Source organism: Kitasatospora sp. NPDC040550 (genome assembly GCF_055594965.1).
The window spans coordinates 12,295-28,345 of the sequence record NZ_JBVIWC010000027.1 but is presented as its reverse complement, the minus strand read 5'-3'; the positions used below and the strand labels follow the sequence as shown (position 1 = coordinate 28,345).

Here is a 16,051-nt window from a genome sequence, read left to right as displayed (position 1 = left end):
CTGCGACTCGTGGGGAGACATGAACGACGACGATCCGTACCGCCGGCAGGTGAGCGGGTGTTCGGTGGTCCTGACCGTGCTCGTGCCGGTTGCGCTGCTGGCGATGCTCGGGTACCTGACGCACGTCCACTCCACCTCGCACCAGCCCGGGCTCTGGAGGGAGGCGCTGATCATCGTCGGCGTGACGGCCGCCGGGGCCGCCGTCGGGGCGGGCTGGTCCTGGCTGGCGTCACGGCGGACCGACCGCCTCTGGTTCTCTGCGGGGCTCGGAGCCGCCGTCCCCGTGCCGTTCCTGGGCGTCTACACCTTCCTGAGCGCATTGCACGCCGGTCTGGCGGGCGCCCACATTCCCTGGTGAGCGGTTCGGTGCGGCGACGAGGCGCTTGCGGTGGCGGGCAAACCGATACTGGAAGTCCGGGGACCACGATGTGGGCAGGGAGGTTTGGTCGGCGGGACGGCCGGCTGCGCCTTGGTAATGTTCGGCGGCCCTGGCGACGGGGTCACGTACCTCGCCGGGTGTTCGGGCTGCGGGAGGGACGTCGGCTGCGCCGCCTTGATGACGGCACGGGATTCCTGGATGGCCACGGTGGGCACCTTGGTGGCCGGGCAGAACACCCTGATAGCGCCAGCCCCGTTGGAGAGCGCGGAGGCCGGCGGCCGGGTCCGCGCCTGGCGATTGCAACCAGCGAGTCCGAGCTACACGACCAGCTGCGCAGACTTGAGAACACTCTGACCAACGCATCAGCAGCCACTGGGGCACTGGTCACGCAGCGCTCCGCACTGGTCGAACGCAGCCGATCCCTGCAATTGCGGACGAGTGAGAATCGCGAACGCGCGGGGGAACTCCGGACCCTGATGGGCCGTTTCGGACTCCTCCGCCAGCAGTACGAGTCTGACCTCGACCGCCTGCGCATGGTCGCCGAGGCGGGCAACCTTCTTGGCTACTTCTTCCGAGAGGGCCCGTGCGTCTTCTGCGGAGCGGCCCCCGAACACCAGCAGCCCGGCCACCAGATGGCCGAGACGGATGACCTCCAGGCGGCCGTTGCGACCGAGACCCGCAAGACGACCGAACTCCATGCTGACCTGCTCACCACGATGGAGGATCTTGAGGAGCAACTGAGGCTGCTGGAAGGCGATCTCGCCTCACTTATCTCAGCCAGCGGCGCGATCAGTGGCGAACTCGCGAGCCTCGATGAGCGCCTCGCACCACTACACGAGGACACCGGAGCCCTGCTCACAACTCGAACCAAGATTCAGGCCAATCTTGCCCTCCATGCCCAGATCCAGCGGCTGGAGGACCTGAAGGCCACCTTGTCGAGCACACCGCCCGTGCCCGCGACCACCCGAGCTGACGGAATTCCCGCAGCTGACATCGCCGACTTCGAGCGGACGATGCATGAGATCCTGACCTCTTGGCAGATCCCTGGGGCCAACCGCGTCAACTATGACCAGAGGACCGCCGAGATCTGTGTCGACGACCGTCCGCGAAGCAGCCGCGGCAGGGGTATGCGCTCGATCATCCACGCGGCATTCTCCATGGCGCTCGCGCGATACACGGCAGAGCGAGGCCTGCGCCACCCGGGCTTCGTTGTCCTCGACTCACCGCTCCTGACCTACCGCGAGCCTGACGAGGACTTTGAAATTCCCCGCAACGTTATTGGCCACTTCTACCGGGCACTCCACGACGACTCCAGCGCCCAGGTCATCGTCGTTGAGAATGTCGATCCCCCACTGGACCTCAGTGACCAGGACCAGGCCACGATGTACCCGTTCCATACCTCCGGCGCGGAGAGGGTGGGTTTCTACCCGGTCTGACACCCGCACCCGTCACCGCCTTGCCTTGCCCGATGACAACGACGACCAGGCCGACGCGGTCGAACCAGCGCAGCCGCAGCCGTCCAGGCCGGGACGGACCGCGTACCGGCGCGGCGCCGCCAACCCGAACGGCTCGACCACCGCGCTGCGCGCCGACGTCCTCGGCGCGCTCGGCGTTCTCAAGGCCGCCACCGCCGACCAGCTCCAGCGACTGCTGCGCCCTGGGGCGGCGTCGAACACTGTGATCCGGCAGGCGCTGCGCGCCCTCGGGGGTGGTGGCGCAGTCGGTGACGTCTTGGAGGACGGTGTCGAGGACCTTCTCGGCGCCGCGCCTGCCGCCGCCAGCGGCGACTACGGCCTGGCGGGCGCGGTCGGGGACGGCGGGCTGGGGCGCGGTCGGCTGGCCCGGTCGGTCCTTGAGGTGCCCGGTGCGGATGAGTTCCTCGGCCAGCCACTGGGGGAGCGGGGCGGGGGCGGTGGCACCGGGCAGGGGGTGTAGGTGCCGCCGGTGGTGACGGTGCTGGGGGCGACGATGTAGCCGCCGTGGGCGCGGACGTCGACCTGCCAGGCCATGGCCCGCCCGGGGGGAGGAGCCGGTGGAGCAGGTGAAGCGGTGGTTGGCCTCGTCGCGGTACCAGGGGTGCAGTCCGCCGGAGGGGGTGCGTACGCGCAGGGTTCCCGTGTCCTGGGACGGGTCGGGGGCCTTGCGCAGGGCGGCGAGCAGGGCGAGCGTGTGGTAGCCGTTCTCCAGGCCTTCGAGGTCGACGCCGTCGTGGATAGGGATGCCGGGGAGGATCCGGTCCCGGGCGGGGACGTCGGCGGGGTGGCTGTCGACGTCGATGACCACCACGCCGACCGGGCCGCAGGCGACTCCGGCGCCGAAGCCCGGGTTGGCCTTCCACCAGGCGCCGATGATGTCCTGGTCGGTGGTGGCGGCGTGGAAGCCGTGGCACCAGCGACCGACGCGGGGGCACGAGCACTCGGTGGGGGAGTGGGGGGAGTCCTGGCAGGGTTGGCAGTTCGCGGGCGGGGTCTTGCGTCCCGGGCCAGCGGATGGACGGGCCGGCCCTGGGCGGCACACCAGCGCGCGACGGCCAGTGCGTCCGGCTGGCGCTCCGTTCGGTCGCTCCCCACGGCCATCGGCGCCGTCACGCTGGTCTCTTCCCCTTTTGGTTCGGTAGCTGCTCAGCTTCTTCGGTAGCTCGGTAGCTGCCCGGATTCGAGTCCTCGTTCGGTCGCTGACAGAAAAAAGCCAGGTCAGAGTACTGGCGGGTGCTGGATCAGCGACTCAAGCGACCGAAGTCCAGAAGATAGCTCACACAGACTAGCCGAGCGAGCACATACGGTCCCGGACTGCTGGGACTTGGGACGAAACTGAGCGACCGAACCCTGGGGCAGCGACCGAGTCGCTTCGGTCGCTGTTTTCGGCCTACGGATGTTTCCGCAGGTCGGAGCCGATTTTCCCAACCAACAGCGACTGAAGCGACTGAAGCCCGGGTCTATAACGCGCACACGCACACGGGAATGTCTTCATATATCCGACCTTGGGTCGCTTGGGTCGCTGTTGGGATGAGTGTATAGCGTCTGACCTGGGGTTTTATTCAGCGACTGAAAGCGACTGAGTCTCTCGGGGGGCTCAGGTCCAGGCGTGTCGCGCGCGTCGGCCCCGAGGTGAAGCCGTCGGCTCCGTCGCTGGGGGTCGCCTTCAGTAGCTGGGCCGCCGCTGTCGGCGACTGGGACCTGGTACGGCGCCAGCGCCCCAAGACAAGGTTCCGGCACCGAACAGTCGTGCGCGCAGTTCCCGCTCTGGGTCGCTTGAGTCGCTCGGTCGCTGCTGGCGGGGCGGCGGTCACTGGGGAACTGACCCAGCGAAACGCCGTAACCCCTCCGGGCAGCGACCGAAGCCGTCGAGCTACTGAAGCGACCGAAGCGACTCTGGTCCGGATATGCCCCGTCCTCCGGGCCGCCGGTCTCAGACCAGTGCTCCGGCAGGTTCCGGTCGGCCGGGTTTACCCGGTATCGGCGGCCAGTGGTATTCATTCGGGCATGCATGTATACGGGGGGACCATCAGCGAGGCGGTGCGCCAGATCGCCCGGCCGGAGTTCGTCGACGCGTGCGCCGCACGTTTCAGTGCACAGCACGGGACGAAGCCGGGTGAGGAGGAGGTCGGCAGCTGGCGACGCAGCTGGCCTGTGTTGTTCGAAGCACTGGAGCGGGCCGGCCTGGGAGACCTCGACGTCCTGCTGGAGCTGTCGCTCCCGGGGACGGGCGAACGCGTCGACGTCGCCGTCGTCGGCCAGGACGCGAACGCCGAGCTGACGGTGGTGACGGTCGAGCTGAAGCAGTGGACGTGGGCCATCCCTGCCCCCGGGGAGCCCGGAATGCTGGAGGTCGGGCAGCGGACCCTGCCGCACCCCGCCCGACAGGTCGGCGGCTACGTCCACTACCTCAGGGACTGGGCCGTCGGCGGAGCCGGAGTCCAGGCCCGGGGCGTGGCCCTCCTGCACAACGCCGGGCCCGAACTGCTCGGCCACCTGCGCGCCATGGTGTCCCCGAACTCGCCCAGCGCCGAGTTCCCGCTGTTGGGCCGTGACGACATCGCCGACGCAGTCCCCGCCGACGAGCTGGCGGACCGCCTCCGCTGCAGCGGCCTGACGCCTGCACCGAAGGAAGCGATCGACCGCTTCCTCTCAGGCGAGCACCGGCCCTCCCAGCGCGCACTACGGCGACTGGCCGACAACATCGAGGGCCGGGACCAGTTTCCCCTCGTCGGCGAGCAGGACCGCGCCCGCCTGGCGATCCTGGACGCCGTCAAGGCGGCCGGCGGGAAGGGCCCCGGCGGCCTGGTCGTGGTCACCGGCGGCCCCGGCACCGGCAAGACAGCCATCGCTGCCCGCCTCATGGGCGAGCTGTGCCGCATGGAAGGGCGCAACCCCCGCCTGCTGACGACCTCGGGCGCCCTGACCCGGCAGCTCCAGCGGCTGCTGCGCGAGGACTCCCGCGGCCTCGTCGCGACGTTCAGGCGCCAGCCGCCCGGCGGGCTGGACAAGAGCAGCGTCGTCCTCCTGGACGAGGCCCACCGCGCCGAGACCTACCCGGAGCAGCGCACCTCCGGCTTCCCCGCCTCCCTGCGCAACCTCCTCGACCGGGTCGGTGTCCTGGTCCTGTTCCTCGACGAGCGCCAGATCGTGCGCCCCACCGAGGGCATCACCCTGGACGAACTCGAACAGCACGCCGACGAGTCCGGGACGGTGCTGCGCCGCATCGACCTGGAGACCCAGTTCCGCTGCAACGGCTCCCAGGCCTACCACCGGTGGGTCGACCTCCTCTTCTCCCCGGACGAAACCCCGACAGCGTGGAACGGCACCGGCTACGACCTCGCCCTCAGCCCGGACCCGCACGCCCTCGCCGCCTGGGTCGACGGTCACGCCGAGCAGGGCCGCAGCGCCCGGATCACCGCCGGCTTCTGCTGGCCCTGGAACTCCGAGGCCGTCCCCCCGCTGGAACCCGAGGTCGCCATCCGATGGCACGGCCCGGACGACGACGAGCACTCCTGGGCCCGCCCCTGGAACCTGCGCGCCGAACAGCCCGTCCCCGGATTCCCCGACGTCCCGCCCCGCCCCTTCTGGGCGACCGACCAGGGCGGCCACGACCAGGTCGGCTGCATCTACACCGCCCAGGGCCTCGAATACGCCTTCGGCGCCGTCATCCTGGGCCCCGACCTGCTCCGCCGCGACGGCCGCTGGCAGGCCCACCCCGAGGCCAGCCACGACGCCAGGCAACTGCGGGACCTGCCGCCGCAGCGCTACCTGCGCTATGCCCTGAACACCTACCGCGTCCTCGCCACCCGGGCCACCCATGGCACCCGCCTCCACTCCACCGACCCCGAGACCCAGGCCTACCTCGCGACCCTGCTGCCCTCCTCCTGACGCGGGCCGGCCGGCGGATCGTCGGGTTCGAGCCGAAGCGCTCACAAACCCGGCCGACCGAGAGGACGAACAGGGTGAAGCGGGCGTCGGACGAGTGGTACCTCCCGATCCGCGGCCTCGAATCCTCCATCGTCTCGAAGACCCGGCCCGTCCACAGGAGTTCAGGAGCACTTCGCGCTCACTGCGGGCGGTAGGCCATCCTGGTGCCTCCGGCCGGCCCCGGCCGGCCCCGGCCGGGCACGGCCGTCCTCCTGCGTGGTGAGGTGTTCCCCATCGGTAAGAAGAGCGGATCGGCTCTGGCCGCCTGGCTGGGCGGACTGGACGCACCCGCGCTGGAGCGGGTCCTGGCGGCGCGTCCGGACGCCGCGTCGGCTCCGGAGCCGCGCTCGGTCGGTGAACTGGCGGACCGCCTCCAGCGTCCGGCGTCGGTGGCGCTGGTCCTACCCCGACTCACGCTGCCGTGCCTGCAGGTGGCGGAGGCCGCCGCGGCGCTGCCATCCGCGTCGCGGGACGACCTGGCGCGCCTCCTGGACGCGACGCACGGGGAACGCGCCGACGGACTGGCCGCCGCCCTGGAGGCGCTGGCCGACCGCGCGCTGGCGTGGTCCGACGGCGAGGGCCGGCTGCACCTGGCGGCGCCGCTGCGGAACGCGTGGGGCTCTCCCCTGGGACTCGACGCACCGCTCGTGCGGCTGCTCGCGGGTTCGAGCTCCGACGACCTGGCCCGGATGGCGGCCAAACTCGGTGTCAAACCCGCTGCCAACAGGAAGGAGCAGCGGCTGGCGGCACTGGTCGACCATCACGGCGACCCCGCCCGGGTCGCCGCGCTGGTGGCCAAGGCACCCGCGGCCACCCGGGAACTCCTCGAACGGCGGGCACGCGAGGCCCGGGACCAGCCGCGCCCCATCATGTTCGGGGCTCCGCAGACCGACTCCACGCCCGCCGAACGGTGGGCGGTGGAACGGGGACTGCTGATCCGCGACCACTACCGGTACGGGCCGGCCCGCATGCCCGCGGAGGTGGCCCTCGCCCTGCGCGGCGCCGACTGGCACGCCCCGTTCACACCCGTCCCTCCCGGCGTGCGGTCGGTGCCCGCCACCGCCGCCGAGGTCGAACGGGAGGCCGCGGCCGCCTCGATGGCGTTCGCCGCCCACGCCACCTCCGTCCTCCAGGTGTGCGCCGCGGCCCCGCCGGCCTGGCTCAAGTCCGGCGGGGTCGGCGCCCGCGAGCTGTCCCGGATCGGCAAGGCGGCGCAGTGCGACGAGATCCCGGTACGCCTCGTCCTGGAGACCGCGAGTGCGGCCGGGCTGATGGCCCGGGACGGCGACCGGGTCGCGGCGACCGCCGCCTACGACACCTGGGCCGAGCAGGAACCCGCCGACCGGCTCGCCCTACTGCTCCGGGCCTGGTGGGCAATCCCGCTGACCCCCGGCGCCGGCCGCGACGAGGACGGGAAGGCCCTGCCGGCCCTGGCCGGGGCACCGCCGTGCGCAGGCTGCGCCCAGGCCAGGCACGGGCTGCTCACCGCCGCGGCACAGCTCCCGGCCGGCGAAGGCGCGGCGAACCCGGCGGACCTGGGGGAGCTGCTCGGGTGGCTCCGTCCGCTCGCCGACGAACTCCCGCAGGACGCCACGCCGTTCGCCACCCTGATCCGGGAGGCGGAACTGCTCGGCGCACTCGCCCTCGGGGCCGTGTCCCCGATCGGAGCCGCCCTGCTCGCCGGCGGTGGCGCCGCCGCTGACGACGCCGAGGCCGCCCGGGCCCTGACCGACGCCTGCCGACGGCTGCTGCCCGCCGCCAGCGGGAGCGCCCGCTTCGGCAGCGACCTCACCGCGGTGGTCACCGGTACGCCGTCGGCGCACCTCCACGCACTGCTGGACTGCGCCGCGGACCGGGAGAGCGCCGGTGCGGCCTCCGTCTGGCGGTTCAGCCCGGGCAGCGTCCGCCGCGCCCTCGACGCGGGCCTCACCCCCGACGCCCTCGCGGCGGACCTCGCCGCCGTTGCCGTCGAACCCCTTCCCCAACCGATCTCCTACCTCATCCACGACACCGCGCGCACCCACGGCCGGGTACGCGTCGCCGCCGCGGCCTGCGTCATCCACGGCCAGGAGCCCGCCCTCCTGGCCGAACTCGCCGCCCACCGCAAGCTCGCCCCACTCGGCCTGCGGCAGCTCGCACCCACCGTGCTGATCAGCCGGACCCTACCCGACAAGACACTCGCGGCACTGCGGGCCGCGGGCTACGCCCCCGTCGCAGAGAAGCCCGACGGGACCGTACGCATCGAACGGGCCCAGCACCACCGCGCGGCCGACCCGCTCCGGTCCCCGCTTCCGTCCCCGCGCCCGCCCGGCGGCAGGCCCCGGACGCGGCGGACAGAGGCCCGCAGCGCGAGCGCGGGACCGTCCGTCGACCTGCGGGCCCTCGCCGCCCGGCTCCGCGACGCCCCGCAGGACGTACCGGAGCCCGACCCGTACGACGGCCGCCCCTACGCCAGCGACACCGAGGAGATCATCGCCGGGCACGCGCGCAACCTCTCCTTCACCGACGTCCGCCAGCTGGCCCACGCGGTTGACGAGAAACTGGCGGTCACGATCGAGTACGTCGCCACCTCCGGCAACACCACCGTCCGCACCCTCAGCCGACTCGCGCTGGACGCCCCCTACCTGAACGCCTGGTGCCACCTGCGCGACGACGAGCGGGTGTTCACCCTCTCCCGCATCCACGGGGTGATGCCCGAGTAGCCCGGACACGGCGAGCCCGTCCGAGGAGCATCTGACGTAGGCACGGTCGGGAGGCACTTGCTACTGCCCCCCAGGGGAGTCGACCCCCCGTTGCCCGCTCGTGGCCCGGCCGAACGCCCGCCGGGTCCTACCGGCCAACGACACCCGGCGGCGTCGCCGACAGGCCCTCGACGGCCTGGCCGCCCGGACCCCGACCGGGATCGGCACACAGAGGGCTTGCCCGAGGTCGTCACCCGCCCGGGTAGCGGTCCCACCAGTGCGGGTCGCGGGCCGGTACGTACGCGCTGCCGCCGGGCGGGTCGACGTACTGCTGGAGCAGGTCCCGGGCCAGGGTGTCGAGCACCCAAGCGAGTTCGAGCCGGCTCAGCAGTTCGACCGGAAGCGCGTCGACGCCGTGCGCGGCACCGAGCAGCGCCCCGGCGGTGGAGGCCACCGAGTGGCCATCCGGTGCGCCGGCCGCGAACCGCAGGGCCGCGTCCACCGTGTCGCGGCCGGGGAAGCGGGAGACCACGAAGAGTGCGCCAAGCAGTGCCGAGGCGGCGGTCGCGTCCGGGGCGATCCAGGCGAGCTGCCCGCGGTCGGGCACGGCGCGGGGGGCCTTCAGCAGTTCGAGGACCGTGTCGGGGCTCGCCGAGTGCGGCATGGCCAGGGGCCGGAGCAGGGCGTCGACCGGGTGGGCGTCGTCCGGGGAGGAGGCGGTCCACGTCCGGAAGGGGTCGTCCTCGGCGAGGCAGTGGGCCACGAGCCCGGCCGCGGCGAGGGCCGCGTCCTGTGCGTCCGGGGCGCCGTGGGTGAGAGCGGCCGTCTCGCGGACCGCTTTGGCGCAGGTGTCGGGACCGGAGAGGAGGTGCAGCAGTCCGAGGGCCAGGCTCCGGGTGAGCGCGTGGGCTCCTCGGCTGCCGTTGACCGGCATCATCGGGGTGCCCTGCGTCAGCCCGGTCAGGGCCGCCACTGTGGCCGGCGCCGAGCCTCGGCGCTCGCGGAGCGCGGGCACTCGCGCGAGCCAGCCGGTCGGCCACCCGCTGCCGCTGCCGGATGCCCAGCGCTGTGAGATCCGTTCCGGCTCGATGCCCTGCAGGAAGGCCCAGCGGCAGTACGCGTGCCAGATCACGGTCGGCGCGTGGCAGATGCCCTTGTGGTCCAGCCGTACCGAGGCACGGATCGCCCCTTCGATGGTGAAGGCCGCCAGCTGGGTGCTGACGCCGATCCGCAGCGGCCCCTCGGCCGGCCACCGGCCCCGGACCACCCCGGCCGCGTCCCCCAGCGCGGATCCGAGGACCAGCCCCCGTACCCGGGCCTCGCTCACAGTCGCATCCCCCACCCGCCCCCGCCCTTCCCCTCGCGTCGCCGTGTTCGTCATGACATCCCACCACAGCTACGGAGAGAAGCGGCGGGCCGGCCGGTGCTGCTACAGAGCGGGCCGCGCCTGATCGGCGACGAGGTGATGACCGCCTGGGCCCAGTGGGAGGGGCTGGGACGGCCCGAACCGTACGACTACGGCATCACCGTGACCCCCGACTCCCCATGGGCGTGGCAGGGCAGCCCGGACGGACCCCGCTGGCAGATCGCGCAGCCGACACCGGCCTGAACGGCGGACACCGTCGGGGACTCCCCGACGGTGTCCGCCACCGAGACGGGACGTGCGAGCTCGGGGCGTCTGCACGGGCTTCGACTGATGGGCTTCGACGCCTCGGACACCTATGGCCCTGTTCTCGGGTCGATGCCTTCGCCGGCGGATCGCACTGGTTGTCGCCGGGTCTTGACAGTGCGTCATGGACTGAGAACCCTGGTGCTGTACTCCAGGGACGCGAGGGACACGGCATGCCATGGATTGACGAGGGTGGGCGCCACCAGGGTTTTCCGGCGGCCGTGTTGGCGGACGGCAGCGAGCCGGCACCGTTGCCGGACGGGCGCACCACCTGGTGGCTCTACAACGGTGCGGACGGTCCTCGGGCCGCTGCGGTGCGCGGTGGTTGCAGCTGCGGCTGGCGGGGCGAGCGGGCGCACCTATTGGACTTCGGTGACGACGCGGCGACCGAGGCGGTGGGCGGGGCCACCGGGCCGTTCGCGGACTGGGAAGGGCACGTCGACCAGTCCGAGGGTGTGGTGCCGCGCGAGGTCGAGGAACTGGTCGCGGCGCTGGTGGACCGGATCTGCGACCTGACGGACAGTGCGCCGTACGCTGCCGCCCGTGCTGCCGCCCGGTTCGAGCGCGCCGCGGGATCGACCGCGCTGATGGCCGGCCGCCAGGCCCGCAGCAGCATGATGACCTGGGAGTACATCGGCCGCGCCTTCGGCTGCGGGCCGGAGGAGGCGCTGGCACGGTTCGGCGAGACGCTGCCCGACGTCGACCAGGGCGATGAGGACGGGCTCTGAGACGCCACCCCACTGTCGGAGGCGCGTGTGCCGAGGCCCGCTCAGTGGCGGCAGATGCCGGGGCGGGGGACAGGAGCGTGGCAGGCGCGAGCCGTTTACCCGCTGCGGCGCGGCGCGCGCCAGATGAGCCCTGTGCACGGCCTGAACAGCCTCACTCAGCCTGGGTATACCAGCCCCGGCCGGCTGACCTCCGGGCCGGATCCCGGCCGCGCCCCACCATCTGGGATCGTCCACGCCTGTTCATCAGCACAGTCTCACCGTTCCGACGGGCACCTGACGAGGAAGGTCGGTGAAGCGTTCGTCGTGGACCGGCGAGGTCAGGGGGCGCATCGACTGCTCGAGGACGCCAGCCAGAGCGTCGTGCAGGTCGCCCAGGCCAGCGGATAATCCTGGAACATGCTGGCGAGTTCGGCGCGGAGCGTGCCGGAGTGGCATGAGTCAACGAGCACCATGACGTGCTCGGACTGACTGTCCAGGACTGCGGTGATGAGCTCGCTCGTCGGGAACCCGGTTGCCAGCAGCCGCTCTTCATCCGTCGCCGGAAGCATCAGGTAGTGGCGCTGTGCCAGGCGGCGCAGCCCGTGGCCGGTGACGTACACCACCACGGCTTCCTTGTAGCTGGCCGCTGCCAGCTTCTGGCCGTGCAGGAAAGCGCGCAAGTTGTCCACGGAACGCGGGGAGTGCTCTGCCCTCACAACCTCGAAGCGGCGGTCATCGCCGAGCTCGGGGTCAGCCAGCCAGCCAGTGATCCGTTCCACCTGGGCGGCAACGGCCTCTGTGAAACCTTCCTGTCCGTCGTCGTAGTTGTCGACTGCGACGACAACAAGCCGCCTGCGGACGATGCCGTCCAGCTCTTCCGCGCTCAACCCCGTTCCCCCCTGTCCGGCCGACAGCCTAACCCGGCCTGCACCGGCCGCAGCTGCCTGGCTACGATCGGCCACCGACATGCCGGAGACAGCGGACAGGGGGAAGCGTGGACGCGCTGCAGATCGCCGGAGTGCACGGAATCAGGCAGGGAACGGGAGCGACCACGGCAGGTCTGAGCTCCAGCTGGCAGGCCACCGTCGACGGTGTGCTGGCCACCGTCCCGCCCGAAGCGCCCCGGGTCGCGGTCACCGTTCCCTCCTACCAGGCGGTCTTCCCGCGGACTCCGACCCGCTTCCTAAGGCTCGGCGCCCCGGAGACGGACTCCTTCTCGCAGGACGGGCCCATCGGCGAGGAGGAAGAAGCCTTCATCCTCGAGGCGCTTGCGGCTTATGCCCCCTCAGCCCTGGAGGACGACTCGTCCGAAGCCGGCATGACCCTCGGAGGGAGCTCCCTCGCACCACGGATCGTGAGCAGGGTCCAGGCCGTGGACCGGAAAGTGGGCAAGGGCGTCACGAACCGCCTCCTGTGGCTCGTACGCGAGGCGTATACCTACCTGCGCCACGAGGAGACGGCTGACGCTGTACGCGCAGAAGTCGCCAGGGCCCTGGCCCACACAGGTGCGCGAATGGTCATCGCCCACTCCCTCGGCAGTGTGGTGGCGTACGACCTGCTCAGCCGTGGCCAAGCTCCCGGAGTGGCCGCGCTTGTGACATGCGGGTCCCCGCTCAGCTGGCTCATCGGCCGCAAGGGGCTCCACCCGGGGGGCGAGCCGCTCACCGTCCCAGCCGGGGTGGAGTGGACGAACCTCTACGCGTCGAAGGACTTCGTGACCGGATGCGCCGGCCTGTCCCGACTGGCCGCCGGCATTGCGGACATCGAGGTGAAGACCGGGAGCTTCCCCTCATCCCACGATGTCCACCGCTACCTCGACACGTCGGCTGTGGCCAGCCTCATCGTCAAGAGAACTGCGGCCTGACAGGCAAGTCCGGTACGAGAGCCCCGACACCGGCCTCAAGGCGGGACGCGTGAAGCCAACTGCGGTGCTCACGAAGTGCGACAGCTTGGTGGTCCCAGCCGGACCGGGGCCGCGGGCTGGTGGCTTCGTTCACGTGGCGTCGCAGCGTTCGATCAGCGGTTTGGCCCATGCTCTGCCGCTCGGAGCGACGGGCCCGGTCGTCGCACTCGGCCATCAGCTGCTCGGCGAGGAAGCCGCGGTAGGTCATCTGGTCCTGCGCCGCGCGGTCGGCGGTACCGGCGAACTCGTTGCGGATCGACAGCAGCCGCAGCAGGCGAAAGGCGGTGCCGACGGCCGTGGTGGCGGCCATGCTCGGCGGGGCCTCGCTGGCGGAGCCGGTCGGGCACGGCACTGATCCCTCCGCAAGACCAGGTGCTCGATCAACAATTAAGTATCACCGGTCGGTTCAGGACTGATAGCGTCCCGGACGTGGCAAAGCTGAACCAGATCATCGCCGTTGAAAAGGGCGTCAAGTCCAAGTCCTTCCAGGAGCTGACGCAGGCCCACCAGGACCTGCAGAAGCCCGCGCTGCTGGCCGGGATCTCCCGGACCTACCAGCCCAAGGACGAGGAGGGCGAGCAGCTGCCGCCGGAGTCGACCCGTGTGCAGCTGAAGGCCGAGGACATCCTGCGGTCCACCGCGAACACCCTCACCCGGCTCTTCGACGTGACGGCCACCAAGGACTGGGCCAACATCGGCGCCAGCGCGGACGTGGTGGTGGACGGCCAGGTACTCCTCACCCAGGTGCCGGTGCCGTACCTGCTCTTCCTGGAGAAGCAGCTCACCGACCTGTCCACCTTCGTGAAGAAGCTCCCGGTCCTGGACGCCTCCGAGTCCTGGAACCTCGACCCGTCCACCGACTCCTGGAAGACCGAGCCGGTGCGCACCATCCGGACCAAGAAGGTGCCGCGAAACCACGTCAAGGCCGAGGCCACCGAGAAGCACCCGGCCCAGGTCGAGGTCTACTACGAGGACATCGCCGTCGGCTACTGGACCACAGTCAAGTTCTCGGGCGCGCTGCCGGCCCGCCGGGTGAACGAGCTCGCCGAGCGGGTGGAGAAGCTCCAGCAGGCGGTCAAGTTCGCCCGCGAGGAGGCCAACGCCGTCGAGGTCACCGACCAGCGGGTGGGCGACGCGGTCTTCGGCTACCTGTTCCGGTAGCCTCACGATCACCCGCCCGGGGAGCCGGGCGGGTGCACCGAGCGCGCCGATCCGTCCTGGGAGACCGGGCGGGTGCGCTGCACGGTGCGAAAGCTGACACTGACGTTGAAGCTGACCAGGGGTCACAGTGGAGGTTCGAATCCTCCCCCCGGCACCACCGGCCGGGGTAGCCCAAGCCAGGCAGAGGCAGGCCCCGTGAATCTCAGACTCTCGCTCCAGTCTCAGCATTCGCCGCCGAACACCGGATCGACCGGGTGCGGACGAATATCGACGAATGCAGGTTCAAGTCCTGTCTGTGCCGCTCCGTGGCACGGTAGTTCAAAGGTAGAACGCGTCGATTTCAAGCTGATCCGCGACCCTTAAACGTGCCGGTGTGCGCAATTGGGCGGCAAACAGGGGCCCGGGAGCTGGCTACGCTCCCGGGTCCTCTTACGTTCTCCGCGTCGTAGCGCTCGCGCGGGACGGCGGAAGGTGTGGCATTCGGCGGTTGCGGACCTCAGCCTCCCGTCGGCCCGTCGGCGCGGCGTCAGGAGGCGAGCCGACGGGGGTGGTCGTCGCCACGACATCGCCTGACAAAGCGCTCCTAGGGGACGAGCGGAGCGGGCGGCACGACCTGCACCGTGTCGCTACTGGTGGTGGTGTCGCCGTTCTGCTCGGTGGCGACGACCGTGAGCTGATAGGAACCCGCGGTCCGGTAGGTGTGCTCGACCGCGAGCTGTGTGGTCGTCACGGCCGGAGTTCCGTCACCGAAGTCAAGGGAGTAGGAGACGACCGGCGACCAGGTCTCCTGGTCGCGGATCGAGAAGGTGGCCGGCACTCCGGCTGGAACCTTCTGAGGCTGGCCCTGGACCGAGATCCAGCGGGACGAGGTCGTGAACTCGAACGCGCCCCGGTCGTAGACCTTCGAACCGGTACCGGTGTTGGCGACGTAGGGGTCGTCGATCCGCTGGTAGCCGTAGAGGTCGGTGCTGAGCTCCCCGGGTGCGTCGGCATCGGCCGAGTCGATGGCGGGGGAGTTGGAGCCGATGGGGAGTTGCGTGTCGACGCTCCCGCTGTAGTGCGCTTCGGCGGTGAGGTCGTGGGCGCCCTGCTGCGGGACGGACTTGGTGAAATCGGCCGCGCTGGCATAACTGGTGCCTGCCCAGCGGTAGATCGGCCCGTTGGCAAAGGGTTCGGCCAGGTTGTAGTCGGCGACGGTGCCCGGTACCGAGCCGGAGGAGACGGAGAGCTTGGCCGTGCTCTGGTCCGGGGAGCACGCAGGGGCGTTCCTGCCAGTGTCGAAGGCGGTGGCGAGGACGTTGTTCTCGACCACGGCCCTGGACGAGTCGCCCAGCAGGCCGATGGCCGGGCCGCAGGCCGAGCTGACGGTGTTGCTCGTGATCACCGTCCCCGGGGCGTCGGTGACCTGGATGCCGGCGCCGCCCGCCTGGTTGTCCACGGCATTGGTGGTGAGCACGGTGCCGGTCGCACCCGCGTCGACGACGACGGCGGTGTGGGGCCTGCCCCCGATGATGTTTCGGCTGATAGTGGTGGCCTGGGTCGTCCCGCCGATGTGGACGCCGGCGGTCTGCGGGCCGGACGGTGTTCCGCCGCCCATGATGTTGCCGTCCAGGGTCACCTGCTGGGTGTCGGCCAACTGGACGGAACCGAGCGCGCCCCCGATGCCGAAACCCGTGATCGTGACGTCGTGGACGCCGTTGAGGACGAAGCCGTAGTCCGGGTTCGCGCCGCCCGGGTTGACGCCGACGATCGGAAGCGTCCCGAGGCCGTTGCGAATGCTGCCGCCCCGAACGGTGATCGGCTTGCCCGGCTCTCCCGAGCGGCTGAGCGTGACCTGCTCGCGGTACTTCGCCGCGGCCACCTGAACGGTCTGGCCGGGCCGCGCGGCGTCGACGGCTGCCTGGACGGAGCAGAACGGCGCGGCCTGGGAGCCGCCGCCCGTGTCAGTGCAGCCTGCGGCCGGGTTGACGAAGAGCGTGGCGCCGTCTGCAGCCGCGGAAGCGGGGGCGGACAGACCGGCCCCAAGCGCGGTGACGGTGGCGATGGCAAGGCTGGCGAGATGACGTTGGCGCACGGAAGACCCCCCGGTGGACCGGATGCTGAAGGCTGCCCGCGCATGCGGCGGGAAGCCGGGCACATCCTCCTC

At 71.2% G+C, this 16,051-nt stretch carries 12 protein-coding genes and 2 pseudogenes; 9 read left to right on the top strand and 5 right to left on the bottom strand.

What is annotated here, in order from left to right; translation table 11 throughout:
- Positions 1-19 precede the first annotated feature (19 nt).
- The 3 genes from ACZ58X_RS31855 (at position 20) to ACZ58X_RS31845 (ending at position 2,314) form a co-directional block, all read left to right on the top strand.
- Positions 20-358 (top strand): hypothetical protein, encoded by a 339-nt coding sequence (locus ACZ58X_RS31855; protein ID WP_470337045.1) that lies wholly within the window; start codon positions 20-22, stop codon positions 356-358.
- 158 nt (positions 359-516) lie between these two features.
- Positions 517-1,815, top strand: coding sequence for a hypothetical protein (locus ACZ58X_RS31850; RefSeq protein ID WP_470337044.1), 1,299 nt, complete (start codon positions 517-519; stop codon positions 1,813-1,815).
- A 25-nt stretch (positions 1,816-1,840) separates the two neighbouring features.
- Positions 1,841-2,314: a hypothetical protein gene (locus ACZ58X_RS31845; RefSeq protein ID WP_470337140.1), complete on the top strand. Its 474-nt coding sequence runs from the start codon at positions 1,841-1,843 to the stop codon at positions 2,312-2,314.
- A gap of 12 nt (positions 2,315-2,326) precedes the next feature.
- Here ACZ58X_RS31845 and ACZ58X_RS31840 read toward each other — a convergent pair.
- Positions 2,327-2,896 (bottom strand): annotated as a pseudogene (locus ACZ58X_RS31840) (bifunctional DNA primase/polymerase); the annotation flags it as partial.
- 965 nt (positions 2,897-3,861) lie between these two features.
- On the opposite strand from ACZ58X_RS31840, the gene ACZ58X_RS31835 reads away from it, so the two are divergent.
- Both ACZ58X_RS31835 and ACZ58X_RS31830 read left to right on the top strand, forming a co-directional pair.
- Positions 3,862-5,745, top strand: coding sequence for a DNA/RNA helicase domain-containing protein (locus ACZ58X_RS31835; protein ID WP_470337043.1), 1,884 nt, complete (start codon positions 3,862-3,864; stop codon positions 5,743-5,745).
- A gap of 263 nt (positions 5,746-6,008) precedes the next feature.
- Complete coding sequence (locus tag ACZ58X_RS31830; RefSeq protein ID WP_470337042.1) at positions 6,009-8,486, top strand: helicase-associated domain-containing protein; 2,478 nt, start codon at positions 6,009-6,011, stop codon at positions 8,484-8,486.
- Positions 8,487-8,715: 229 nt separating this feature from the next.
- Here ACZ58X_RS31830 and ACZ58X_RS31825 read toward each other — a convergent pair whose 3' ends face one another.
- Entirely contained in the window at positions 8,716-9,792 is a 1,077-nt protein-coding gene (locus ACZ58X_RS31825; protein WP_470337041.1) for an ADP-ribosylglycohydrolase family protein, read from the bottom strand.
- Between the two features lie 96 nt (positions 9,793-9,888).
- On the opposite strand from ACZ58X_RS31825, the gene ACZ58X_RS31820 reads away from it, so the two are divergent.
- Both ACZ58X_RS31820 and ACZ58X_RS31815 read left to right on the top strand, forming a co-directional pair.
- On the top strand, positions 9,889-10,074 hold the full coding sequence (locus ACZ58X_RS31820; protein ID WP_470337040.1) for a hypothetical protein: 186 nt from the start codon (positions 9,889-9,891) through the stop codon (positions 10,072-10,074).
- 233 nt (positions 10,075-10,307) lie between these two features.
- Positions 10,308-10,862 (top strand): hypothetical protein, encoded by a 555-nt coding sequence (locus ACZ58X_RS31815; protein ID WP_470337039.1) that lies wholly within the window; start codon positions 10,308-10,310, stop codon positions 10,860-10,862.
- A 317-nt stretch (positions 10,863-11,179) separates the two neighbouring features.
- Here the strand turns inward: ACZ58X_RS31815 and ACZ58X_RS31810 are convergent, their stop codons facing one another.
- Entirely contained in the window at positions 11,180-11,728 is a 549-nt protein-coding gene (locus ACZ58X_RS31810) for a hypothetical protein (RefSeq protein ID WP_470337038.1), read from the bottom strand.
- Between the two features lie 107 nt (positions 11,729-11,835).
- Here ACZ58X_RS31810 and ACZ58X_RS31805 point away from each other — a divergent pair, with 107 nt between their 5' ends.
- Entirely contained in the window at positions 11,836-12,705 is an 870-nt protein-coding gene (locus ACZ58X_RS31805) for a hypothetical protein (RefSeq protein ID WP_470337037.1), read from the top strand.
- A gap of 139 nt (positions 12,706-12,844) precedes the next feature.
- Here the strand turns inward: ACZ58X_RS31805 and ACZ58X_RS31800 are convergent.
- Positions 12,845-13,054 (bottom strand): annotated as a pseudogene (locus ACZ58X_RS31800) (IS21-like element helper ATPase IstB); the annotation flags it as partial.
- Between the two features lie 119 nt (positions 13,055-13,173).
- On the opposite strand from ACZ58X_RS31800, the gene ACZ58X_RS31795 reads away from it, so the two are divergent.
- A complete protein-coding gene (locus tag ACZ58X_RS31795; protein ID WP_470337036.1) occupies positions 13,174-13,905 on the top strand; it encodes a DUF7873 family protein in 732 nt (243 codons plus the stop codon).
- A gap of 583 nt (positions 13,906-14,488) precedes the next feature.
- Here the strand turns inward: ACZ58X_RS31795 and ACZ58X_RS31790 are convergent.
- Complete coding sequence (locus tag ACZ58X_RS31790; RefSeq protein ID WP_470337035.1) at positions 14,489-15,979, bottom strand: PKD domain-containing protein; 1,491 nt, start codon at positions 15,977-15,979, stop codon at positions 14,489-14,491.
- Positions 15,980-16,051: the final 72 nt, after the last annotated feature.